At 45.7% G+C, this 25,056-nt stretch carries 17 protein-coding genes; 5 read left to right on the top strand and 12 right to left on the bottom strand.

Annotation, left to right across the window (positions count from 1 at the left end):
* Window positions 1-16 precede the first annotated feature (16 nt).
* The 4 genes from argR (at window position 17) to ACE1OE_RS14010 (ending at window position 5,138) form a co-directional block, all read left to right on the top strand.
* Entirely contained in the window at window positions 17-487 is a 471-nt protein-coding gene (gene argR, locus ACE1OE_RS13995; RefSeq protein ID WP_102469865.1) for a transcriptional regulator ArgR, read from the top strand.
* A gap of 333 nt (window positions 488-820) precedes the next feature.
* Window positions 821-1,789 carry a TAXI family TRAP transporter solute-binding subunit gene (locus ACE1OE_RS14000; protein WP_449211428.1) on the top strand — a complete coding sequence of 323 codons (969 nt, stop codon included), beginning with the start codon at window positions 821-823 and terminating at the stop codon, window positions 1,787-1,789.
* Between the two features lie 247 nt (window positions 1,790-2,036).
* Entirely contained in the window at window positions 2,037-4,616 is a 2,580-nt protein-coding gene (locus tag ACE1OE_RS14005; protein ID WP_449211429.1) for a TRAP transporter permease, read from the top strand.
* Between the two features lie 81 nt (window positions 4,617-4,697).
* Complete coding sequence (locus tag ACE1OE_RS14010) at window positions 4,698-5,138, top strand: universal stress protein (RefSeq protein WP_102469862.1); 441 nt, start codon at window positions 4,698-4,700, stop codon at window positions 5,136-5,138.
* Window positions 5,139-5,224: 86 nt separating this feature from the next.
* On the opposite strand, the gene ACE1OE_RS14015 is transcribed toward ACE1OE_RS14010, so the two are convergent.
* The 3 genes from ACE1OE_RS14015 to rapA form a co-directional block, all read right to left on the bottom strand.
* On the bottom strand, window positions 5,225-6,217 hold the full coding sequence (locus tag ACE1OE_RS14015) for a D-2-hydroxyacid dehydrogenase (protein WP_449211430.1): 993 nt from the start codon (window positions 6,215-6,217) through the stop codon (window positions 5,225-5,227).
* Between the two features lie 46 nt (window positions 6,218-6,263).
* Entirely contained in the window at window positions 6,264-7,001 is a 738-nt protein-coding gene (gene rluA, locus ACE1OE_RS14020) for a bifunctional tRNA pseudouridine(32) synthase/23S rRNA pseudouridine(746) synthase RluA (RefSeq protein ID WP_449211431.1), read from the bottom strand.
* Window positions 7,002-7,124: 123 nt separating this feature from the next.
* Window positions 7,125-10,034, bottom strand: a complete 2,910-nt coding sequence (gene rapA, locus ACE1OE_RS14025; protein ID WP_449211432.1) for an RNA polymerase-associated protein RapA — start codon at window positions 10,032-10,034, stop codon at window positions 7,125-7,127.
* 490 nt (window positions 10,035-10,524) lie between these two features.
* Here rapA and ACE1OE_RS14030 point away from each other — a divergent pair, with 490 nt between their 5' ends.
* A complete protein-coding gene (locus ACE1OE_RS14030) occupies window positions 10,525-11,901 on the top strand; it encodes a PhoH family protein (protein ID WP_449211433.1) in 1,377 nt (458 codons plus the stop codon).
* Window positions 11,902-12,016: 115 nt separating this feature from the next.
* Here the strand turns inward: ACE1OE_RS14030 and tldD are convergent, their stop codons facing one another.
* The 9 genes from tldD to csrD form a co-directional block, all read right to left on the bottom strand.
* On the bottom strand, window positions 12,017-13,456 hold the full coding sequence (gene tldD, locus ACE1OE_RS14035; RefSeq protein WP_449211434.1) for a metalloprotease TldD: 1,440 nt from the start codon (window positions 13,454-13,456) through the stop codon (window positions 12,017-12,019).
* A 13-nt stretch (window positions 13,457-13,469) separates the two neighbouring features.
* Window positions 13,470-14,303, bottom strand: a complete 834-nt coding sequence (locus tag ACE1OE_RS14040) for a carbon-nitrogen hydrolase family protein (RefSeq protein ID WP_449211435.1) — start codon at window positions 14,301-14,303, stop codon at window positions 13,470-13,472.
* A gap of 4 nt (window positions 14,304-14,307) precedes the next feature.
* Complete coding sequence (locus tag ACE1OE_RS14045; RefSeq protein WP_449211436.1) at window positions 14,308-18,207, bottom strand: YhdP family protein; 3,900 nt, start codon at window positions 18,205-18,207, stop codon at window positions 14,308-14,310.
* A gap of 10 nt (window positions 18,208-18,217) precedes the next feature.
* On the bottom strand, window positions 18,218-19,687 hold the full coding sequence (gene rng, locus ACE1OE_RS14050; RefSeq protein WP_102469854.1) for a ribonuclease G: 1,470 nt from the start codon (window positions 19,685-19,687) through the stop codon (window positions 18,218-18,220).
* A 16-nt stretch (window positions 19,688-19,703) separates the two neighbouring features.
* Entirely contained in the window at window positions 19,704-20,300 is a 597-nt protein-coding gene (locus ACE1OE_RS14055) for a Maf family protein (RefSeq protein ID WP_449211437.1), read from the bottom strand.
* A complete protein-coding gene (gene mreD, locus ACE1OE_RS14060; RefSeq protein ID WP_102469852.1) occupies window positions 20,290-20,778 on the bottom strand; it encodes a rod shape-determining protein MreD in 489 nt (162 codons plus the stop codon). The genes ACE1OE_RS14055 and mreD overlap by 11 nt, the downstream gene beginning before the upstream one ends.
* Window positions 20,779-20,795: 17 nt before the next feature.
* On the bottom strand, window positions 20,796-21,659 hold the full coding sequence (gene mreC, locus ACE1OE_RS14065; protein WP_372059907.1) for a rod shape-determining protein MreC: 864 nt from the start codon (window positions 21,657-21,659) through the stop codon (window positions 20,796-20,798).
* A gap of 61 nt (window positions 21,660-21,720) precedes the next feature.
* The gene (locus tag ACE1OE_RS14070; RefSeq protein ID WP_102469850.1) at window positions 21,721-22,764 is read right to left on the bottom strand and encodes a rod shape-determining protein; all 1,044 of its coding nucleotides are present in this window, start codon (window positions 22,762-22,764) and stop codon (window positions 21,721-21,723) included.
* Window positions 22,765-23,005: 241 nt separating this feature from the next.
* Entirely contained in the window at window positions 23,006-24,997 is a 1,992-nt protein-coding gene (gene csrD / locus ACE1OE_RS14075; protein WP_449211438.1) for an RNase E specificity factor CsrD, read from the bottom strand.
* Between the last annotated feature and the right edge of the window lie 59 nt (window positions 24,998-25,056).

Raw genomic sequence — 25,056 nt, forward strand, 5'->3', positions numbered from 1 at the left:
ATATTAAGAGGCGTTTATGCGCAATAATGATAAACAAGATACTCTCATTCGTGCCTTTAAAGCACTCCTGAAAGAAGAGCGTTTCGGCTCACAAGGTGAGATCGTCGATGCACTAAAAATTGAAGGGTTTGAAAACATCAACCAGTCAAAAGTGTCACGCATGCTCACAAAGTTCGGCGCAGTGAGAACACGAAATGCCAAAATGGAAATGGTGTACTGCTTACCCGCAGAACTCGGTGTTCCCACCGTATCGAGCTCATTACGTGAATTGGTGCTCGATATTGATCATAACAATGCCATTGTGGTGATTCATACCGGGCCAGGGGCTGCACAACTTATCGCAAGATTGTTAGATTCTCTTGGGAAAGCCGAAGGTATCCTCGGTGTTGTAGCTGGTGATGACACCATTTTTATCACCCCGACTTTGAATATCACCACTGAACAATTATTTGATTCTGTCTGTGATTTATTTGAGTACGCTGGGTAATTTCAAACGGTAACATTCAGAATAATGTATCACGGAACCCCCTAGTCCGTGATACACATCACATCTTTAAAAATCTGATTTCCCTCCCAAAAAATCACTTAAGTCATTGTTTTAAAACATACACATATTACATCAATAATTCCTAGCTCACCTTCTAGCACAGACAAATCACCTATCTTTATTAACAATATGATAATTTTCTTCCAATTTATTTGGTATGATTGCGCTACTTTTTCAACAAACGGATTGAAAAAGATGCCGTTTCCGCATAGGAAGCCTCTGAAGACGACTATAGTTATGCAGAGTTAGTAATGAATAAAGGAAGGGAAATTCATGGCATTGAAGAAACTAATTAAAGTCGGCGCAATTGCAGCCGTCGTCATGGGCGCTGGCACAGTTCAGGCTCAAGAATTCATCACAATAGGTACAGGCTCTGTCACCGGTGTTTATTACCCTACTGGTGGTGCAATTTGTAAGCTTGTAAATAAAGGTCGTAAGGATCACAACATTCGTTGTTCTGTCGAATCTACTGGCGGTTCAATTTATAACGTGAACACCATGCGTGCTGGTGAACTAGATTTTGGTGTTGTTCAATCTGATTGGCAATATCATGGTTATAACGGTACCAGTAAGTTTGCAGACCAAGGTCCTTACAAAAAGCTTCGTGCTATGTTCTCACTGCACACCGAACCTTTCAACATCATCGCTCGTGCTGATTCTGGCATTGAAAACGTGACGGACCTAAAAGGCAAACGAGTCAACATTGGTAATCCAGGCTCTGGTGACCGCGCAACAATGGGCGTCGTTATGGACGCAATGGGGTGGACTAACGACGACTTTAAACTTGCCTCTGAGCTTAAAGGTTCAGAACGCTCACAAGCACTTTGTGATAACAAGATTGACGCGTTCGTGTATGTGGTTGGACATCCAAACGGATCCATCAAAGAAGCAACAACGTCTTGTGATGCTCGCCTGATCCCTGCTACCGGCGTTGAAGTCGATGAGATCGTAGCGGCTAACCCTTACTATGCATACTCTTCAGTACCTGCTGGCATGTACCGCGGTTCGGATGAAGACGTAAAAAGCTTCGGTGTAGCGGCAACAATGGTGACAAACTCTGATGTTTCAGATGAAGTGGCTTACAACGTGGCAAAAGCAGTATTTGAAAACTTTGACACCTTCAAGCGTCTGCATCCAGCATTCGCAAACCTGAAGAAAGAAGACATGGTAAAAGCTGGAATCTCGATTCCTCTTCACCCAGGTGCTGAAAAGTACTACAAAGAAGTCGGTCTTCTTAAGTAACATACCGAGTAGGGAAGCATTGCTTCCCTACTACTTTCTAGACCATATACAAAGACTTAACAGACACCAGATTTTCTTATCTGGTGAGGCTATTTGGGCTCACCGTTCACAGCCCACGATTTTCGAGCCAAACTAAACACAACAACAACCATTCCTTCGCAGACATTGACTACACTGTTAAATGCGAATTATGGTTTTAATCCGTTGTTGGGAAACATTGGACCATTAATAATAAAGGATAAAGTACATGACGCAGACATCACAACCGTCGCAAGATGTGCAGGAAATGGTCGCACAATCCGATACCGGAGCGCGAAGCCCTCAAGGAATACCAGCAAAAATCCTCTGGTTTGTTCCACTATGTTGGTCACTTTTTCAGCTTTGGTACGCCTCTCCGCTACCATTTATTTTCAACTTTGCTGTCCTAAACGACACTGAGGCGCGCTCAATACACCTGACATTTGCTATCTTCCTCGCATTCACGGCTTACCCTGCGATGAAATCATCACCAAGAGATCGCATTCCTGCTGTAGATTGGGTGTTAGCACTACTAGGTAGCTTTTCTGCCGCCTACATCTATTTATTTTATACCCAGCTTGCTGAGCGCTCTGGTGCGCCTACAACCATGGATATTGTGGCAGCCGTCACTGGAATGATCCTATTACTTGAGGCGACACGACGTGCATTAGGGCCACCCCTTATGGTGGTTGCCGCTGTATTTCTGTTGTATACGTTTGGTGGTCCACACATGCCTGACGTTATCGCTCACAAAGGAGCAAGCCTAAATAAAGCCATGTCACACCTCTGGCTCACCACTGAGGGTGTGTTTGGCGTTGCACTTGGCGTATCCACCTCATTTGTATTCTTGTTTGTACTCTTTGGTGCCATGCTAGAACGTGCTGGCGCAGGGGCTTATTTTATAAAAGTCGCCTTTTCTCTATTAGGACACATGCGTGGTGGCCCAGCAAAAGCCGCCGTTGTTGCGTCGGGTCTGTCAGGGCTGGTTTCTGGTTCATCCATTGCCAATGTTGTGACCACGGGTACATTTACTATCCCTCTCATGAAGCGCGTTGGCTTCCCTGGAACCAAAGCGGGTGCGGTCGAAGTAGCAGCCTCAACCAACGGTCAGCTTACTCCACCAATTATGGGAGCCGCGGCCTTCTTGATGGTCGAGTATGTGGGCATCTCCTACGTTGAAGTCATCAAAGCAGCCTTGCTTCCTGCTCTTATTTCTTACATCGCCTTAATTTACATTGTTCACCTAGAAGCTTGTAAAGCAGGCATGACCGGATTACCGCGTCGTCATAATCCTACCTTGGTACAAAGCCTCTTGTCGTTTACGGGCACAATACTCGGCTTATGTGTTATCAGCGCCGCGGTCTACTACGGTGTGGGTTGGACTAAAGGCGTCTTTGGTGAAGCCGCAACGCCTATCGTCGGTGTGGCCTTACTGATCTCTTACGTGGCCCTATTACGAATTTCCGCTCGCTATGCCAAAGAAGGCGGAATGAACATAGATGCAGAGTTAACAGAAGTGCCCGATCCCGGACCAACCATTAAGTCAGGCCTTCACTTCTTATTGCCGATTGTCGTTTTGGTATGGTGTTTGACGGTCGAACGCTTTTCTCCGGGCCTATCCGCCTTTTGGGCAACCGTGTTCATGATTTTTATTCTCATCACCCAGCGTCCTCTCATTGCATTAATGAGTCAATCCGGTGACGTCGCACAACAAACAAAAGTAGGCTTTAATGATCTTGCTGAGAGTTTGGTATCTGGTGCACGTAACATGATAGGCATTGGTGTGGCGACAGCGGCAGCGGGTATCGTGGTTGGTGTCGTAACACTGACGGGCATTGGCCTTGTCATGACTGACTTTGTTGAGTTTATATCAGGCGGCAGCATCATTCTTATGTTGTTGTTTACCGCGGTTATCAGTCTTATCTTGGGGATGGGATTGCCAACGACGGCCAACTACATTGTCGTATCCACGTTGATGGCTCCCGTGATTGTTACCCTCGGTGCCGCACACGGGCTAATTATCCCGTTAATTGCCGTCCACCTATTTGTGTTCTACTTCGGTATCTTAGCCGATGATACACCGCCTGTTGGACTTGCCGCATTTGCCGCTGCAGCCATCGCGAAATCGGATCCAATAAGAACCGGTATTCAAGGCTTTATGTACGATATTCGTACCGCCATTTTACCCTTTATGTTCATCTTCAATACTCAATTATTATTAATGGGAATTGATTCTTGGTGGCACCTTGCATTGACGGTGATTTCTTCCATTATTGCCATGCTGATATTCTCGGCAGCGACGCAAGGATGGTGGTTCACCAAAAATAAGTGGTGGGAAACAGTATTACTGCTGGTCTTAACATTTACCTTCTTCCGCCCAGGTTTTTGGTGGGATATGGTCTATCCAGCCAAGGTTTTCTCACCAGGAGTTGAGATAGCGCAAATCACTAAGACGTTGAATGTTGGACAATCCATCGAATTAAGAGTGGCAGGTGAAACGCTAGAGGGAAAATACCTCGAGAAGGCGGTACGTTTACCATTTGAAGATGACGCAGTAACAGCAGAAGATCGCATTGCTTCAATGGGCCTAATGCTGACAGAAAACGACGGTAAAATGATCATCGATATGGTGGAGTTTGGCAGCCCAGCTGAGGCATCTGGTTTAGATTTTGATTGGGAAATCAAATCCATTGTCCAAGATGCAGAGCGTCCAATGAAAGAGTGGATGTTTGTTCCAGCCCTACTCATCCTGCTTGCGATGGCCATGAACCAACAACGTCGTGCTCGTAGGGAAGCATTGAGCGCATAAGACGGATAAGGCTCCACATGTGGTGGAGCCTTAAAAAGGATAAAGCGACCTCACCTCGCGTGAACTAAGAAGAGAAATCACATGTATAAACAAATCCTTGTTCCTGTCGATCTAAATGATAAAGGCTTTTCTGATAAAGCCGTCGAGATTGCGGTCTGGCACGCCAAACATTCAAACGCTGAGATTCATATTCTCAATGTATTGCCAGGCATTCACATGTCGATGGTGGCCACTTATTTTCCCAAAGATGCCGCTGCCAAGATGAAGAGCGACGTGAAGGCACAGCTAAAAGCGTTCGCTAATCAACATATTGACGATGAAGTGATCTTTAAAGTCCACGTTGCTGAAGGCAAGCCTTATGCAACCATCTTAGATTATGCAGAACGGTTAGGTGCAGACTTGATTGTTATGCCAAGCCATAAACGCTCAAAGATCGATAAAGTCGTTTTAGGTTCCGTGGCGAGTAAGGTCGTACAAAACTCGCCAATTAATGTCTTAGTTGTGAAACCACAGTCTGATTAATTGACAATCATTCCCGTAGTTGTCATCAACCATGTAGTGAATAAAAGGTAGCCTTAGGCTACCTTTTCTATTTGCAAGCTTGTTCACTAAACCACATGATTGGTGTTTTTTCCTTGCCAAAAAGCGTCTATATTTTCAATGAGTATGTCGCAGAGTCGCTGGATAGAAGAATCACTTCCCCACGCAACATGCGGCGTCAACACTAAATTCGGCAAGTGCATATTGGCAATAAGAGGATTACTCGGTAATGCTGGCTCTTGCGTAAAGACATCCACACCAGCCCCCGCGATACTCCCTGCAATAAGAGCCTCCACCAAGGCTTGTTCATCCACTAAACCTCCCCGCCCGGTGTTGATTAGTACCGCTGACGACTTCATTAACGCGAGTTCATTTTCAGCAATTAGACCCTGAGTAAGTTCCGTCAAAGGGCACAGCAAACACACCGCATCGGATTGTCGCAAAACCGTTTCAAAATCCACATACCCCTGGCGCACAGTCGGCGCATTTTTTCGCTCAGAAAAGATGACCTTCATCCCTATAGCGCTTGCCAATTTGGCGGTTGCCTGACCTAATGCGCCTGAACCAATGATACCCAGTGTTGCCCCAGCGACATCTTGAATTGGGTGAGTAAAAAAACAGAACTTACCCTGTTTTTGCCATTCACCCTGAGCGATATCATTGTGATAAGCAGGAAGGTTTCTAAACAAAGTAAACAGCAATGCAATAACATGTTCTGGTACGGAACGTGTCGCATAACCTTGAATATTCGACACGCTGATCCCGCGAGACTGACAATATGCTAAATCGATATTATTCACGCCTGTTGCGGTGACGGCGATGTGCTTAACCTTTTGCGCACAGGATAAATCGTCAGCGCTAAGGGATACCTTATTCGTGACGATAATATCGGCATCGGCAATGCGCTCTACCAGATCTGGCAATTCTGTTTCAGGGTATGACACCCACTGATGCGGGAACGATGGAGAAGAAATGGAAATATGTGCAGGGATCGTGTCGCGATCTAAAAATACGATCCTAGTTCGCGTATTAGTATCGAACAAGTGATGATTATCGGCCATTGATTTTCCTCGAATTGCAACGACCGACAACACTGTTATGGCCGTATTAGCATTTAGGCAATGTCTTATAATCCGGTAAAACCGGTGCGGGGTCAAAGTATTCAATCACCATTTCCGTCGCTTGAGGGTAAAAATCACAAGGCACAAAGAGAGTCGTCAGCTCTAAGCTCTCTGGATGATAGAAGGAGAGCTCACTGGCATGTAGATCCAACGTCTCTGAGAACTGCATCGCTTCCTCATGTGCGTAAAATTCGTCACCCACAATCGGATGCCCAATTGCCAATAAATGAACACGCAGTTGATGGGAGCGACCCGTGATAGGAAATAGGCGAACAATACTGGTTTTATCTTCAACCTCAACCACTTGGTAATACGTCTGCGATGGCTTTCCATCTTGATAACAGACTTTCTGCCTTGGCCTGTTTGGCCAATCACAGATTAACGGCTCATCAATCAGGCCCTCACTGTTTTCTGGGGTTCCCCAAACGCGTGCATAATACACCTTGTGAGTGAGTCGGTATTGAAATTGCTTCTTTATTGACCGCTCTGCCGGTTTGTTTTTTGCCAACAACATCAACCCAGAAGTTGACATGTCTAAGCGGTGTACCACCTGAATATCAGGATATTCAGCATGCAAGCGACTCCACATGCTGTCGTAATGTTCTTCTGCTCGTCCTGGTACAGATAGCAACCCTGATGGTTTGTTCACGGCAAGGATATCCTCGTCCTCATAGACAATGTCAATCCAAGGGTCAGTGGGGGGGGTGTAGCTGATCATAGCCATAGTGGATACCAAAACAAAAAGGGATAGATATAAATGAAGGTAAACCTTTTACAGTTTACCTTCATTTTAACAAAGCCAAAAATACACAGCGCCGCCTTAGCATCGCATTATGCTGACTAAGCGTTAGTTATGACTCACAACAATAAGACGCAGTGAATCTAGCTGAAGCTGAGCGTTATTAATATAACCATCCAATGCTTTAATTTGAGCATCAATCGCTTCAATTTCTTCATCGCGAATGTTTGGGTTCACCGCTTTAAGCGCCTGCAAGCGTTCCAGTTCACCATTCAAACTGCTGTACATCGATTTGTGTGCTTCTTCTTTCGCTGCGGTCAGTTTAGATTCAACCATACCGTTGCCGGTTTCAATTAGGCGTACTACCTCTGCCTGCACCGAGGTCACCAGCTTGCTCGCAAGATGACGGTTTACCGGGCTGAGCTGACGGTTGAAGCCCTCAAACTCGACCTGAGCAGATAAGTCATTACCACGCCCATCAATCATAAGTCGGATTGGAGCAGGTGGTAAGAAGCGACTGATACCACTGCGTTTCGGTGCTTGAGCATCAACCACGTAAACCAGTTCAAGTAAAATCGTTCCGACAGGCAGCGCCTTGTTCTTCAACAAGGACACAGCACACGCGCCCACACCTTCACTCATTACCAAGTCAATACCACCTTGGATCATTGGGTGCTCCCAACTAATGAAGTTCATGTCTTCACGAGACAACGCCGTATCACGATCGAAGGTGATCGTCGCCCCTTCATAAGGCAAACCAGGGTAACTCGGTACCATCATATGCTCAGACGGTGTGACAACAAGGGCATTTTCACCTTTGTCATCTTGGTTCAGTCCAATGGTATCAAACAAGCTCAAAGCAAAAGTAACCAGATTGGTGTCACCATCAGTTGCCATGATGTCATCCGCAATTTTTTGCGCGGCCTCACCACCATTAGAATGCATCTCTAATAGGCGATCTCGTCCTTGTTCCAACTCGTGTTTCAGCTCTTGATTGTAGTGTCGAGATCCTTCAATGACCTCGTCTAACTCAGTCACATCACCCGATGCCAGCATATTAACGATGGCGTCCTGATAACGATCGTAGACCATGCGGCCTGTTGGGCACGTCTCAGCAAAGGCATTCAAGCCTTCATCAAACCAACGAGCAAGGATCGCTTGCGATGTCCCTTCAAGATAAGGAACATGCACATCAATATCGCGGCTTTGACCAATACGGTCCAAACGCCCGATACGCTGCTCTAGCAAGTCAGGGTTGAAAGGCAGGTCAAACATCACTAATTGATTAGCGAACTGGAAGTTACGACCTTCCGAGCCTATTTCGCTACAGATAAGAACCTGAGCCCCACCCTCTTCTTGTGCAAAATAAGCAGCGGCTTTATCACGCTCTAAAATTGACATGCCTTCGTGGAATACCGTAGCACGAATGCCTTCTCGCTCACGAAGGGCTTGTTCAAGTTGCAACGCTGTGCTTGAACGTGAGGCGATCACTAGAATTTTCTCGCTACGTTTGGCTTGGATTTTATCAATCAACCAGTTCACACGTGAATCAAACTGCCACCAGCTAGAATCTTCGCCTTCAAATTCTTGGAAGATTTCTTCTGGATACAGCATCTTCATTGCGCGAGCTTCAGGTGCCATTTTGCCACCGATCATGCCAGACACTCGCATAGAGGTCGTGTACTGCTGAGGGATCGGCATCGGAACTAGGTTGACATTACGTGTCGGAAAACCTTTGATGGCAGCACGTGTATTTCGGAACAATACTCGCCCAGTACCATGGCGATCCATCAGATTATCGATAAGCTCTTGACGTGCAATGGCTTTCTCGGTGTCATCCGCGGTGCTCTCGAGCACATTAAATAATGGCTCTGCGTCTTGTTCTGACAATAATTCTGTAATTTGATTCTTAGCTTCATTCGCCAGTTTTTCACCAGAAAATAATGCCGTAACGGCGTCTGCTACCGGCGCGTATTGGTCTTCTTCTTTAACAAATGCGTCGTAGTCAAAGAAGCGATCTGAGTCGAGCAAGCGTAAACGTGCAAAATGACTTTCACGCCCCAATTGTTCAGGTGTCGCGGTGAGCAATAGAACGCCCGGCGTTTGCTCTGCCAATGCCTCAATGACTTGATATTGTCGGCTTGGTTTGTCTTGGCTCCATTCTAAATGGTGCGCTTCATCAACAACAAGTAGATCCCACTCACCCTCAAGCGCTTGTTCAAAACGCTTACGACTTTTACGTAAAAAATCGAGAGAGCACAGGACATATTGCTGGGTATCAAATGGGTTTTCAGCCTCAGCAAACGCCTCAATACAACGCTCTTCATCAAAGATGGAGAAATGCAGATTGAAACGACGCATCATCTCAACTAACCATTGATGTTGAAGTGTTTCTGGCACCACAATAAGGATACGTTCAGCGCGGCCCGATAACACCTGTTGGTGAATGATCATGCCGGCTTCAATCGTTTTCCCCAGTCCTACTTCATCGGCTAATAGTACACGAGGGGCGTATCGACGACCGACCTCATGAGCAATAAAGAGTTGATGAGGAATCAGGCCTGCTCTCATTCCACAAAGGCCGCGCATTGGGCTTTTATGTTGCTGGTATTGATTGGTCAATGCGCGATAACGCAACACAAAATTGTCCATGCGGTCAATTTGACCAGCAAACAACTTATCCTGAGGCTTATTGAAACGGATGTGGTTGCTAAGAAAAATCTCACGCAATGCAATGTCTGTTTCTTGCGTATCTTGTCGCGTACCCATGTACGTCAAGACACCTTGATTTTCAGACACATCTGCAACTTCTAAAGACCAGCCTTCTTGGCTATCTATAACATCGCCGACATTAAAAATGACTCGGGTTACCGGAGCATCACTACGTGCATAAACTCGATTTTCTTCTGATGCAGCAAACATCACTGATACTGTTCTCGCATCCATTGCGACGATGGTACCCAAACCTAAATCACTTTCCGTATCGCTAATCCAGCGCTGCCCTAAAGCAAATGTCATAGAACGAATACCTCACTCTTTTAGATGTCTTTGCGGTTATTTTGATGGTAGCTCTGCATTAATATCGAGCACATAACACCATCCAAATAATAGTAGATGATGACACAAAAATTGCGCATTTCTACCCTTTGATGAAAGGTCGCTAATCTTACTTGAAGGCGTGATTTAGGTCACGCCAATTGCACGGAAAAGCGCACTTTTTTTTGTTTTATGCACGTTGACATCAAACTGAAAAAAAATAGTGGCATTTGTTAACGGTAAGGTGATTTTTTTCGCTTATACTCAAAATGTAAACGTTACACAAATGTTAACCGAAGTTGATATTTTGAACGTATACAAGGATAAGAGATTCAATCTAGTTTTATTTTGATTGAAGCAACCAAAGTTGACTCACCGTGCACACAGACGAGCCAGCGAGGATCCAAAGCCTGATTCGTCTCAGCTGTGAGCAGCTTACTAGGACAGTCGCGGAATGCGGCAAGGAGACTCTATGGGCGACACCGACCGTAAATTTTTTGTTCTCGACACTAATATCCTTCTTCACGAACCCTTCGCTATCTACTCTTTCAAAGAACATGATGTTGTCATACCGATGACAGTGCTAGAAGAGCTCGACCGAATCAAAGACAGTAAACGAGACGTCGCTCGTGACGCCCGCGTTGCTATTCGAGCACTTGAAAATATATTCAAAGATGCCACGCCAGATGAAATCTCAGAAGGTATTCCTTTTTCTCACGACCAACAAGCAACAGGCACCATTTCGATACTCGCGGACTATATGCTTCAAGAAACCTTCAAGGCATTTGCCGACAAAGAAGGCGATAACCGAATCCTTAACGCCGTGCTTTATTTACAAAACAAGCGGGCACCGCGCGATATTATCTTAGTCACCAAAGACATTAACATGCGACTGCGAGCAAAAGGCGCAGGGGTCCTGCATGTTGAAGATTATCGCACCGATCAACTCATTGATGATGTCCAATATTTGAGTAAGGGTTTCCAGACCGTTCCTGGCGTATTTTGGGACGGTATTGATAACGTCGAAACCACCGTGTTAGGCGGAAAAACCTTTCACACCTTTGAAAAGCACGCCATTGAACCATCCTATGCCAATCAATATATCATTGATGAAGAAAGTGACTTTGCCGGCCGAGTTGCCGACCTTCATGATGAAGACATCACGATCAAAGACCTTAGCCAAGAACGTATGTTAACTCGCCAGGCTTGGGGAATTAGACCAAAAAATATCTACCAAGGTATGGCGATGGACGCCTTACTTGATCCCGACATTGATCTCGTTATCCTAACGGGTGCAGCCGGCAGTGGTAAAACCCTACTCGCTATGGCCGCGGCACTTGAAATGACGATTGAGCGTAGTATGTTTGATAAAATCATCGTAACGCGCAATACCCCGGATATCGGTGAGTCCATTGGCTTTCTTCCCGGTAGTGAAGAAGAGAAAATGATGCCATGGTTGGCGGCTATCACCGATACACTTGAGGCCCTACATAAGCACGACCATTGCACAGAAGGCTCTCTAAAGTACATTTGCGATAAGGCCAATATCCAATTTAAATCCATTAACTTTATGCGTGGTCGCTCTATACAAAATGCTTTTGTATTGCTCGATGAATGCCAAAACCTGACAGCCTCTCAAATAAAGACCATCATTACTCGCTGTGGCGAGGGGACAAAAATCGTCTGTTCAGGGAACCTCGCACAAATCGACTCTCATTATTTGACGCCCGTCACTTCAGGATTAACGTATATGGTTGAACGGTTTAAGAACTTTTCAGGCAGTGCCAACATTCACTTGAATGGCGTGGTAAGAAGCCGGTTGGCAGAATATGCGGAAGAGAATTTGTAAATGGGTCCTGGGTCCTGGGTCCTGGGTCCTGGGTCCTGCAAGATGAGGATCGTTACTTGATTTACTTGCAAAAAAAATCGCGGTATAAAACCGCGATTTTTTAATAGAAAAGACGCTAGTCAGTACCACCGACTGTCAGTGCATCGATTTTTAGGCTTGGTTGGCCTACACCGACTGGCACGCTTTGTCCTGCCTTACCACAGACCCCCACGCCGCGATCAAGACTAAGATCATTCCCCACCATCGACATTTGCTGCATCGCTTCAATGCCAGAGCCAATCAAAGTCGCACCTTTGACCGGAGTGGTGATCTTACCATCTTCGATCAAATACGCTTCTGATGCTGAAAACACGAACTTACCTGAGGTGATATCCACTTGACCACCACCAAAGTTAGGGGCGTACAAGCCTTTCTTCACCGTAGAGATAATTTCTTCTGGGGTATGCTGGCCAGGCTGCATGTAAGTATTCGTCATACGCGGCATAGGAAGGTGCGCGTATGATTCTCGGCGTGCATTCCCGGTTGGATTCACGCCCATCAAGCGAGCATTGAGCTTATCTTGCATGTAACCTTTCAGCACACCGTTTTCAATCAGCGTGTTGTGCTGGCCGTGTACACCTTCATCATCGACGTTCAAAGAACCACGTAAATCTTTTAGCGTACCATCATCGACAATGGTGCATAGTTTTGAGGTCACTTGTTGACCTAATTTGCCCGAGAACACCGATGACTCTTTGCGGTTAAAATCCCCTTCCAAACCATGGCCGACGGCTTCATGCAACAAAACACCTGGCCAGCCAGAGCCTAACACGACCGGCATAGTACCCGCTGGGGCATCAATGGCTTCTAGGTTAACCAATGCTTGACGAATGGCCTCATCGGCATAGTGGTAAGCGACCTGTCGGCCATTTTCATCTGAGATGAAAAAATCATAACCATAACGTCCACCGCCACCAGCACTACCACGCTCACGACGATCGCCTTTTTGAGCTAAGACGCTAATGGATAAACGGACTAAAGGTCTCACATCGCCAGCAAAGGTGCCGTCAGTTGCAGCGACAAGCATTTGCTCATACACACCACTTAAACTGACGGAAACCTCACTCACCAAAGGCTCCTTGGTACGGATGTATGCATCAAGTTCTTTCAGTAATTCGGTTTTCTGTTGTTTTTCCCAGCTTTCCAGTGGGTTAACTGCCGCATAGTAAGCTTGGTTATCATGGCGAGTGAGCGCCTTAACGGATGCATTTTTCCCTTGTTGAGCAATGCCTCGAGCCGCAATGGCACTCTGCTTCAACCCATTAAGGGTCAGTTGGTCAGAATAAGCAAAACCGGTTTTTTCCCCCGTGATTGCACGTACACCAACACCCCTATCAATATTAAAAGAACCGTCTTTGATAATACTGTCTTCAAGGACGAGTGACTCGTGCCAACTAGACTGAAAATAAATGTCTGCATAATCGATTTGGCGAGTCGCAATACTTGCGAGTGTAGCTTCGATATCTTGCTCAGTTAGACCAGTAGGCCCAAGTAGCGCATCTTCTATGCGTTCCATATTCGTACTCTTATTATCGTAATGAGTGTAGGTGTTGTTCAAAGCGAATATGCTTCGCAACAGGCATGGTTTGCCTGACTTCTTTAACAACATCAAAATTTAAATCGGCAATGATAGTACCCACTTGATTGCCGAGTTGGCCTTGCACCTCACCCCATGGAGAAATGACCATCGAATGGCCCCAAGTTTCTCTGCCACATAGGTGGGTGCCACATTGGTTAGCCGCGACGATCCAACATTGGTTCTCTATCGCTCTTGCTCGAAGCAATACTTCCCAATGAGCTTGCCCCGTGACCGCAGTGAAGGCAGCCGGTACGACAATCACGCTTGCCCCTTGCGCTCTTAATGCACTGTAGAGATGTGGGAAGCGCAAGTCATAACAAATCGTTAGGCCAATCGCACCAAAGTTAACAGGTACCATCGCAATATCGGTACCTGCTTTAAACGTCTCAGATTCACGGTAGCGTTGAAATCCATCGTCCACATCGACATCGAACATGTGCAGCTTATCATAGTGATTTAGTCGCTGCCCATTACTGTCAAAAACTAATGTCGTGGTGGTCACTTCCGTAGCGGACTGTCGAATGGGAAAGCTACCAATGATCAAATTAACGGCATGTGTCTTGGCAATATCGGCAAGCTGGTGTTGCAGCTTACCGTCACCCAGCCACTCGGCGTGAGAATGATAGTCTTCTCTTTTTCCGAATATCAACGAGTTTTCTGGTGTCAAGATCCAACGCGCCCCTTTACGGGCAAGAAGCTGAACTTGCTCGTCGATAAAGGCAAGATTCTGTTTAGGGTCTGGGCCCGAGGTCATTTGAATAATACCGAAGCGTTCCTTGCTCATGGGATTACTTTTGCTCCTTTTTTAGGTTATCCGGAAGTTTGTATTCGCCCTTTGTACGCGATATTTCACTGACTTCAGGCGATGCAAGTGGCCCTTTCACGGCATAATTAACCTGAGTCACCACCTCCACAACCGGAGAGATCACGGTCGTGACAGCCAATACGATTAATGCCGTTTGCGGCGTCACAGCAAAGGCAGTAATAATCGGAATCCCTGAGGTCATATCCGGGGTAAAGTTGACCTCTGCATCCACGGTTTGTGAAGTAAGATCCGCCAACCCTTTGATTTTCATATCACCAGCAATCGCATCCATCTCGATATCATTGGTAACAAACATCCCATCTCTTATTTTTCCGCTACCGGTAATGGAATTAAAAGCCATCCCCTTATCGAAGACATCTGTAAAGTCTAATTGCATCTTACGAATGATCGAATCAAGGCTAAACAACCCCAATAAACGCGCTGCACCGCTGACATCAGAGATCACGCCTTTGCCGAGCTTAGTATCAATGTCGCCATTAACGGTATCAATTCTCATCGACCAAGGCGCGCCATCCCAAGTCAGTTTTGAGTTAAGCTCAAAAGGCGCTTTTTGAATACCGGAAGTAATACCGAAGCGTTCCATTAGATCGCTGTTATTCTCACCTTCAACCTCTAGATTCACCTGGGTCTTATTTTGCTGTCCGGCAACCATCCAGCTACCATCGATACGAACCTTGTTACTGCCGCTGCTCAGGTTAAGTTTATTCCAAACGAGTTTGTTGCCTTGTCGAGCAACATCCATATCCACGTCACCAACTTTATACCCTTGAAACCAAAAGTTTTTTATATCTAACTTAGTATCAGGAATGGCATTAAAGAGCTTCCGGTCAAAATCACTCACTAGTGGCGCTGACAAATCATCTTGAAGAATCAATGAGTCATCTGGACTGGCAGATTCAGCGAGCGACGGTAAATAAACATGCAGTCGTTGAAGGGCGACATAAAGTTGATTATCGTCGCTGTAATTTGCCTGCCCTTTTGCTTCTTGGCTATCAAGTTCGAATTGCCAGCCACCTTGTTTATATCTCGCATTAAAGTCGACATCATGCCACTCAATCCCCCCGAGCATAAACTCCTTTGGTTCTATATTTACGCGTGTTGGCAAGGGAATTGTAGGTGTATTTAAGTCATCCAGCATGGCTTTTTTAGTACTTGCTGGCTGCTTAGTTAAGGCACTCCATTCGTCCAAGTTAAAGCGATCGGAACGTATCTGGAAATCGTGTCCAACAATAGGGCTTATCTTAAAACCGCCCTTACCAAGCACGAGATTGGTTGCCTTAAGCACCGGCGTTTCCTTGGTAATATCAATCTCAGTTTGGTATTTAACAGACGGGAGCTGCAATCGCGCTGTAATCGCCTGTTGGTTACCAGAGGCCTGCAACCTTGCTTTTCCTGATTCACCAAATGCTTTCTTTAATGGATAGGGGTAATCACTCGCAATCGTCACCAAGTTAGCATTGAGATCCAATTGATAAGTAAATCCAACGTCATTTAGCTGAAGATCCACTTCCAGATTCCAAGGGGCGTGCCCTTTTAAACCACTGACATACCGCTCTCCGACATAGGGTTCTAATGGCCCCATATTCCAATCGCCTATAGCATCAAGATCGACTCCATAACCTTTACCGGAGTTCTGGCCATTAAAGTCTAGGGTTATGGGCTGATTCAACAAGGTCGCGGATAAGCCTTTAGCGTTGATGACATCGTTATCAAATGCAATGCTTCCTGATACCTTCTCTAAGGTCATCGGTGGTGCGTCAATCTCGACATGATTGTCTTTCAGTTTTGCAGCGCCCCAAGCACGAGACGGCGTCGTGTCACCAGAAAACGGAATGTACAGCTGAAAATCCGCGTCAACCTTCCCGCTTACTTGCACCGCAGTCAGCGCAGCACCAACAGAGCCGACTAACGGTGTCGACATCATGTAATCGCGTACCGCACTACCACTACCAGTGGCATTGGCTTCAATCTCCAAATGACCATCACCGCGAAGCTCGGGAATGCGTCCAGTAATCCTCTTACCTTTCACGCCCATCAATGTGGCGGATTTCGAGTCAATGTGCATTGCCTCATTTTGGAACAGTAAATCGAGTTGCAAATCGGTCAATGGTGGCCAATTGGTATCGAAGCTAAATTTAGCATCGCGTAACCCCACCCACGCTTGAAACATGCCATTATGTTTTTTATACGGAAAATCGGAAAGCTGGCCGTACCAAAGTAACTTCGACGTATTGACGTGTCCCGCTTGAATAGCAGCGGATAAATAATCGGTTAGGCTTTGCCCAAGCGCAAGGGTTGGAAGATAACGCCACGTTTCCCCCGCATTATACAAATCGGCTTCGGCATAAAATGACAAAAATGGGCTGCTATCTTTAGGAAAATCAAGTCGAAACGCTCCCAATACCTGAATATCAGAGGTGGCGGCCGTCACTTTATCAGACCATAGCGACCAGCCCTTTTCACCATTATTTTCCCAATGAATATTGACTAAGCCTTGCTTGATATTAAGCGGGGCTTGGAAAACATCTCCGTAAGGAAATTTGTCATCGACCACCATCACCGTCGCATCCGCTTTGTTCACACTGCCGGCAACACTACCGGAGACATGAGAAAAGCCAGGAAGTAATGCCCATTGGGAGAGCGACAGCTGCCTAAAACTCGCGGAGTACAGCAAAGACTCAGCACCATTTTGTTGAGTGGCTCGGATATTTTCAATGCGCCCACCCGGATTCAGCTTATCCAACCACTCTTTAACCGTCGTATCTGGCATTAAAGATGCGAGCGGCTTTAAGGCATTGATATCTAATTGAGAAGCGTTCATTCGCCATTGATTTTCTCTGTTCCAATCCAGAGCAATATCTAATTCTGGCCATGGAGTATCGTTCGTTCTCGCCTGGATTTCATGGGCATTAAGCTGCCAACCCTTTTCTGATGGGTGTACATGAAGCACGGCAGATTCCAGCACAATCTGATTATTAACCCCGTCTCTTTGCCATGCCAACTCAGAGGGTAATACCTCAACATACGCATCACTGGCCTTACTTTGCTCAAGAGTTAGCCAAGCGCGCAGGCTTGCATCCCCACCCGTAATGCCTGTTTTTTGACTAATCTCGTCACTAAGCCATGGCGATACTGACATCTTATCAACCGTGACATAGAACTCCCCCGTGACATCAGTGAGTGAGCCGTTATCAACAAAGTCAGCACGAACCTCAAGCGAATCTAAATTTGCATCCGCAATAGACACTGTCCCCTGTGCAAGGTGCCGGTCATTTTCATTTCGCCATTGCAGATTTTCAATATCCAGTTGACGTGTATCACCTGATATCGCCTTATAAAAAATCGTGGATTGAGCCACAGAGAAACGATCGAGCTGCCTTAGCAATAAATTATCAAGGCGGTTAAGGATCTGCTCACCATTTTCTGCCGACTCAACGTTAGCAGGGTCGACTGATTTTTGATTGTTTGACGAGTGAAGAAGATCAACGGTTCGTACATCCAAAATCATACCGTTTATCGACATATCGGCGATAACAGGCTGACGTTGAATGATGGTCTGGACTAAATCAAATTCAAGTTCTAGGTTGTTCACTTCTAACTTGCTGTCTTCGCTTTTAGGAAGACTCACCGCGACACCTTGCAACGAAATAGAGGGGTGGGTGTTTCGCCAGAAACCACGAACATCACTGATAGACACATTGAATCCGCTTCCTTGATTTATCCAAGAAACGATTTCGGGTTGAATTCGGTTTAATTGAGGTAAAGTGACACGCAGCATTGTGACCGCACAGGCAAGTAACACCAATACGGTCAACAATATCCAAAGAAAAAAACGTACTAATTGATTAACGCGAGGACTCACACACTACTCATTACATCATAACAACATCAAATTGTTCTTGAATATACAAAGGTTCAGCCTGAATACGAACCTGTTTTCCAATAAAGACTTCAAGTTCTGCAAGGGCATGAGACTCTTCGCCTTCCAATGTTTCAGCAACAGCTGGAGAGGCATAGACAACAAATTTATCCGCATCATAGGCACGGTTTACTCGGGTTATCTCACGCAAGATCTCATAGCACACCGTTTCAACGGTTTTTACTGAACCACGGCTTTCACATGTTGGACAACCACTACAAAGAACATGTTCAATACTTTCACGCGTTCTTTTACGGGTCATCTCAACAAGTCCAAGCTGAGTAAAGCCATTGATATTGGTTTTCACTCGATCTTTTGCCAGCGCCGCATCTAACGACACTAAGACACGGCGGCGATGCTCTTCTATACCCATATCGATAAAGTCGATAATGATGATGCCACCTAAATTTCGTAGTCTTAACTGCCTAGCAATCGCTTGGGTCGCTTCAACGTTGGTGTTAAAAATAGTTTCTTCGAGGTTTCTTCGTCCTACAAATGCCCCAGTATTGATATCAACGGTCGTCATGGCTTCCGTTTGATCAATAATCAGGTAGCCACCGGATTTTAGATTGACTTTACGCTCCAATGAACGCTGAATCTCATTCTCCGTGTCGTACATATCGAAGATAGGTTTGTCACCTTCATAAAGCTCAAGCAAGCATTCCATTTCAGGCACAAACTCATGAGTGAACTCTTTTAGGCTTTCATAGATAAGACGGGAATCGACTTGAATACGAGTCAATTCGGTTCCAACAAAATCACGAATAATGCGATGTGCTAAACCCAACTCACCGTATAAGGTTGAGCGTGTTTTGTATTTTTTGCGGCGCTCATTGATCTTTAGCCATAGACGCTTCAAGAACTGAGCATCTTGAGCCAATTCTTTTTCATTCGCCCCTTCGGCCGCAGTACGAATGATAAAACCACCATTTTCATCGCAATAATCAGCAACAACGCGTTTAAGTCGGTTTCTTTCTTTTTCGCTCTCGATACGCTGAGACACACCAACATGACTAGCACCTGGCATAAAGACGAGGTAGCGAGACGGTAAGGTGATATCGGTTGTTAGTCGAGCGCCTTTGGTACCAAGCGGGTCTTTAACCACTTGAACAACAATGTCTTGCCCTTGACGCACGAGCTCTGAAATATCTCGTACCTGAAACTGTTTTTTCTCATTTTCCGCTACACATTCGGTATGTGGAACAATATCCGAGGCATGCAAAAAAGCTGCTTTCTCTAAGCCGATATCCACAAAGGCCGCTTGCATTCCGGGTAAAACGCGACTGACTTTTCCTTTGTAAATATTACCTACAATTCCGCGTTTCGCTTCACGTTCAATGTGAACTTCTTGAAGGATTCCGCCTTCGATCATAGCAACCCTCGTTTCACTAGGGGTTACGTTTAGCAACAGCTCTGCACTCATGAGCGCACCTCAATTTTTAATTATTTATAAATTCTTGCAGGAGCTGGTCAGTTTCATAGAGTGGCAATCCTACTACCGCGTAGTAGCTTCCTTCGATACGAGAGACAAATCGTCCTCCGAGTCCTTGAATTCCATAACTGCCAGCTTTATCTTGCGGCTCACCACTTAACCAGTATTGTTGTATTTCGTATTCAGTTAATGGCTTGAACCAGACGTCGGTTTTTACAATAACAGACGCTTGCTTGTCCTTAGCAACGACACTTACCGCCGTCAAAACTTGGTGCTGATTATTCGATAACTGGCTTAACATTCGCTGTGCATCAGCGTAGTCATTCGGCTTTTCAAGCACTTGCCCATGCAGTACGACAACGGTATCAGAGCCGATAACGATGGCTGGATTCTGCGAAGCAAAATTCACCAGCGCATAGCCCGCCATGGCTTTTTCTAGTGATAAACGTTCAACGTATGCTTCTGCGGATTCATTCACCCCTTTAAGCTCTTCAATATCAGGGCTTACGGCATGAAAATCATAGCCTAGTTGCGTCAGTAGCTCTTTGCGTCGAGGTGAAGTCGACGCTAACACGATAGCGTATTGTGATAAATTATCTGACATGCCAATGCCTTCTCATGCGGCGCAACAATAAAAACATCCATGGCCAAAGTATACAGTTAATCAAACCACTCCACAGCGACATTGGATTAAAAGTTACGTCTTGGATCAAATACTCACCGAAAAATATTGCGACCTCTAGGGCCATAGAAAGCAAGGCGATCACCGTTGCTTGTTGCCACAACGCCATATTGCGAAGGACCAAAAAATTCAGTGCCACTACGTAGATGATGATAGACATCATCATGCCACGAATCCCTAAGGTCGAACCAACAAGTAAATCCCATATTAGGCCGACAACAAGGGCGGTACCGACATTGATACGATGCGGTAACGCCAACACCCAATAACACATCACCAACAATAGCCATGAAGGGCGAATAAAATCGAGCACTCCTGGCCATGGGATGGTTTGTAAAGTAAGCGCGAGCAGTAATGACACACCAATTACTAACTGGCTGCGAAATCCACGATTAGTCATAGTCTAGTTCTCGTCTCTTATTCCGCATTAAGTGTCGCTTCAACTTCTTGCTGCTGCCTATCTTGATTAGGCCAAATCAGCAGTAAGTATCGTAAGCGATCAAAATCCACGACAGGTTCTGCGATGATGCTGGCAAATTCGCGTCGGTTATCTCGCTGCACTTTTCTAACATACGCAACGGGATAGCCCTCTGGATATATGCCTCCCAATCCCGAGGTAACAAGAAGATCTTCCTGCTGAATATCCGTGCTCGTTGGAATATGCTCTAGTTGAATCTCATCGACCAATCCATTTCCAGAAGCGATCACTCGAATATCATTACGAATTACTTGCACGGGAATCGCACTGTTTGAATCGGTTAACAACATGATTCGGCTATTGTGAGCCCCCACAAACGTCACCTGTCCAACGATACCATTTTCGTTGATGACAGGTTGGCCTTCATACACACCGTCTGTTTTTCCTTTATCAATCACGACTTGGTGACGATAAGGAGAAGTGTCTACCGCCATCACTTCCGTGACCATTTTCTTTTCGTCTCGTACAAATGACGACCCAAGCAGATCACGAAATCGTTGATTTTCTTCTCGGTATTGATCCAGCAAAATCAAATCGCTCTTTAAGCGTAAAACCTCTCGTTTGAGGTTAATATTTTGCTCAGCTAGACCTTGACGGGTATTAAAGCGCTCATACACACCATCAAACATACTTCTCGGTAGATTAGCGGTGTATTGAATAGGGGCTACCACACTATTCAGTAAATAGCGTACGTGGGAGAAGGTATCTAAACGACTATCAGCCAGCATTAAGCCAGCTGATAAGGATACCGCAAGAAATAGGCGAAGTTGTAAGGATGGACCTCGACCAAATATTGGTTTCATGAACTCATTATCCTGGTGTGGACTCTAGCTTCAGTACCACACCAAAACCAGAGTGAAACCATTATTCTTCAGTAAACAGATCGCCACCGTGCATGTCGATCATTTCTAACGCTTTACCGCCTCCACGAGCAACACAAGTCAGAGGGTCTTCTGCGATAACAACAGGAATGCCTGTTTCTTCAGTGATAAGACGATCGAGATCGCGCAGCAATGCACCACCACCCGTCAATACCATTCCATTTTCAGAAATATCAGAAGCTAACTCTGGCGGACACTGCTCAAGAGCAACCATAACGGCAGAGACAATACCGGTCAACGGCTCTTGAAGCGCTTCTAGGATTTCATTTGAGTTGAGGCTGAAACTACGAGGCACACCTTCAGCAAGGTTACGACCACGAACTTCAATCTCATTGACCGTATCACCAGGATACGCAGAGCCAATCTCATGTTTGATTTTTTCAGCGGTTGCTTCACCAATCAAGCTGCCATAATTACGACGCACGTAATTGATAATGGCTTCATCGAAACGATCGCCACCAATACGCACCGAAGATGAGTACACCACACCATTTAGTGAGATAACGGCGACTTCTGTAGTACCACCACCGATATCGATAACCATAGAACCGGTTGGCTCAGATACACGTAAACCGGCACCAATGGCTGCCGCCATTGGCTCATCAATCAAATACACTTCACGAGCGCCCGCACCCAGAGCCGATTCGCGGATTGCACGACGCTCTACCTGAGTTGAACCACAAGGTACACAAACCAATACACGTGGACTTGGCTTTAAAACGCTGTTGTCGTGTACTTGTTTGATGAAATGCTGCAGCATTTTTTCAGTCACATAAAAGTCGGCAATTACGCCATCTTTCATCGGACGAATTGCCGAAATGTTACCCGGTGTACGGCCTAACATTTGCTTAGCCGCATGGCCAACGGCCGCGACGCTCTTAGCAGAGCCAGCACGATCTTGGCGAATAGCGACTACAGAAGGCTCGTCTAGTACGATGCCCTGCCCTTTAACATAAATCAGTGTGTTGGCAGTACCTAGATCTATCGATAAATCGTTAGAAAACATGCCACGCAGTTTTTTAAACATATTCTTCGCTCGTCCTGCAAGAATGAGAAGACAAAAATTGCACTAAATGTACCAATGCGTTGCCATATCAGCAAGGCATTGAGGCAGAAACATGGGGGGAAAACCCCATTTTCTTACAGTTTCCTTACTTAACGCAAAAAATTGACAGTAATTAGCGGCAAACTCACTTTATTTCTTCTTTATAAGTCACTCATTCAATGTGGGGTTATTCGTCATTCGTGATAACAAAACTTCACAACCACTAGGTTTTACGCCAACGATTTCGACGACCCGGTTTGATTACGGCTGTTTTTACCGAGGCCTCAGGTAGCAATTGCGTTTCAGGAGCAAAGTAACGCCCCTGCCCACCAGACACACCTAAATCAATGAGGGTATGCCACTCTTTTTTGCTTTCCACTCCAACCGCGATGACCTTAGTGGGTGAATCACCACACGCTCCAACCATGCTGCGCACAAACAATTGGTTTTCGTCTCGTTGATCGATCTTTTTGATCAAACTACGGTGCAACTTCAGGTAATCAACTTTCAGATCTTTAATGTAATGAGTACTAACAATCGAACGGCCAGCTTGGCCAACGATAACGGTACACCCTAAACCGGATAGCATTCTAATAACAGGGCGAATATAGTCCAAGTGCTGAATGACTCTCGCTTCAGAAAATTCAAATGATAATTGCTGTCTTTGAGCAATAGGCATCTGTAATAACTCATCCCTAAACCATTTGAAGTGACGCTTGTTAGCAAAAGGAACCACATACAGATTAATGGAGATCGGGAGGATATTTTTACCTTGCTTTATATTATGAAGCACCTTGTTCAAAACAGAACGATCTAAATTGGATTCATAGCCCACTTGAATCAGCGCCGAGTGGAAGCGAGAAGCTTTGATCACTCCTCTCTCTGGATCTTCAATTCGAGCGAATAGCTCACGGTGAAGCGTACTCAGATCTTGGCCTTTTTCATACAGGTAACAAGGCTGGGAAAAAATCAACAAATTGTCCGGTAGCAGCGCTTTATCGAATAAGGTTCGCCAGCGCACACTGCCACGCTCATCCATACTTTGCGTCTGTTTACTAAACCGGCTCCAGTTATTGGCTTTTTGAAGCTGAGCACTTTTCAGAGCCGTTTCCGCCTCTTCCATAACTCGTCCCTGGCGCTCTGATTCCGCATACATACTCACGCCAATGTGGCACCAGTTGTCTTCATCAAGTGGCGTAGGTGGCGTCACCTTTTCTAACTGGCGAAGGCATTGATTGGCCAAACTCCCCAAATCTTTAGCACTCTGATGGGGAACAAAAACCGCAAAGTCGGCATCAAAGTATCGAGAGAAGATCGCATCTGGGTATTTTTGTACCGCATTAGAAATGACCTCGCCTACTTCAATCAAGAAGTCATCGGACACCGCTTTACTATTTAGCTCACTGACCTGATCCCAATCCTCTATGCGAAACAGCATCACGCCACCTTGCGCACCACTTTCCAGTAACGCGGATTCAAGCTTGCTATCAAAGAGCATACGGTTTGCACTGCCCGTCAATGGATCAAGAAACGTTTGAGTACGAATAAAAGTATCAAAACGGCTGCGCTCTTGACGAGCATCTTGTAGCTCCTCAATCAGTATATCTAGCGCTTCACTCGCAGTATAAGGCCACTCGCGTAAATCCCCTTTCGCGTATTGTTCAACTCGCCCAGCTAAGATCATTCTTCCCCGCTCTTCAAGCAGTTCTGATCCAATAAGTTGCCCTCTAACCCATTTCACGCCCTGCATTAAGCAAAAAACGATCAAACCAAAAGCCAATGTAACAGACCACATCGCCTCTAAAGAATAGCGGACCCCCAGGTAGGGCGGAAGTGCTGTAAAGCTGATGGTATAGCCGTCATTACGCTCTAAGGTATACGTTTTTTCGTAGGTGATCGTGCGGTCGATCATTGGGGAAGTGTTTTTGTAGCGGTAAACGACACCAGCTGAAGAAGAGAGCTGCATCTCAATAATATTACTGGCTTGCAGCATTTTAGGCATCCAGCGTTGCATTATGTATGCCGCGTCAGGATCTTCAAGTTCTTTGTCGATCACCTTCACGATGCCTGACAAATGGTGGTTAAGGTATTCTTGACCCATTTTTTTTATCGACAGCGTACCACCGACAAACAGAATAAAAACCGCACTGAGCACTATCACCGTGACAAACGCCACTAAGCGAGTACTCAATTTCAAGGTTGGGGTTTGTCTCATAAATGCTCAAGTCCTTTTTGATCCATTTATCTTCTCTACTCGAGAGAAAGGTTCACGCA

The sequence above is a fragment of the Vibrio sp. E150_011 genome (genome assembly GCF_053544015.1).

Excerpts from the sequence above, each read along its gene's own strand:
- argR (WP_102469865.1), top strand. The coding sequence starts at position 17 with ATGCGCAATAATGATAAACAAGATACTCTCATTCGTGCCTTTAAAGCA.
- ACE1OE_RS14000 (WP_449211428.1), top strand. The coding sequence starts at position 821 with ATGGCATTGAAGAAACTAATTAAAGTCGGCGCAATTGCAGCCGTCGTC.
- ACE1OE_RS14005 (WP_449211429.1), top strand. The coding sequence starts at position 2,037 with ATGACGCAGACATCACAACCGTCGCAAGATGTGCAGGAAATGGTCGCA.
- ACE1OE_RS14010 (WP_102469862.1), top strand. The coding sequence starts at position 4,698 with ATGTATAAACAAATCCTTGTTCCTGTCGATCTAAATGATAAAGGCTTT.
- ACE1OE_RS14015 (WP_449211430.1), bottom strand. The coding sequence starts at position 6,217 with ATGGCCGATAATCATCACTTGTTCGATACTAATACGCGAACTAGGATC.
- rluA (WP_449211431.1), bottom strand. The coding sequence starts at position 7,001 with ATGGCTATGATCAGCTACACCCCCCCCACTGACCCTTGGATTGACATT.
- rapA (WP_449211432.1), bottom strand. The coding sequence starts at position 10,034 with ATGACATTTGCTTTAGGGCAGCGCTGGATTAGCGATACGGAAAGTGAT.
- ACE1OE_RS14030 (WP_449211433.1), top strand. The coding sequence starts at position 10,525 with ATGGGCGACACCGACCGTAAATTTTTTGTTCTCGACACTAATATCCTT.
- tldD (WP_449211434.1), bottom strand. The coding sequence starts at position 13,456 with ATGGAACGCATAGAAGATGCGCTACTTGGGCCTACTGGTCTAACTGAG.
- ACE1OE_RS14040 (WP_449211435.1), bottom strand. The coding sequence starts at position 14,303 with ATGAGCAAGGAACGCTTCGGTATTATTCAAATGACCTCGGGCCCAGAC.
- rng (WP_102469854.1), bottom strand. The coding sequence starts at position 19,687 with ATGAGTGCAGAGCTGTTGCTAAACGTAACCCCTAGTGAAACGAGGGTT.
- ACE1OE_RS14055 (WP_449211437.1), bottom strand. The coding sequence starts at position 20,300 with ATGTCAGATAATTTATCACAATACGCTATCGTGTTAGCGTCGACTTCA.
- mreD (WP_102469852.1), bottom strand. The coding sequence starts at position 20,778 with ATGACTAATCGTGGATTTCGCAGCCAGTTAGTAATTGGTGTGTCATTA.
- mreC (WP_372059907.1), bottom strand. The coding sequence starts at position 21,659 with ATGAAACCAATATTTGGTCGAGGTCCATCCTTACAACTTCGCCTATTT.
- ACE1OE_RS14070 (WP_102469850.1), bottom strand. The coding sequence starts at position 22,764 with ATGTTTAAAAAACTGCGTGGCATGTTTTCTAACGATTTATCGATAGAT.
- csrD (WP_449211438.1), bottom strand. The coding sequence starts at position 24,997 with ATGAGACAAACCCCAACCTTGAAATTGAGTACTCGCTTAGTGGCGTTT.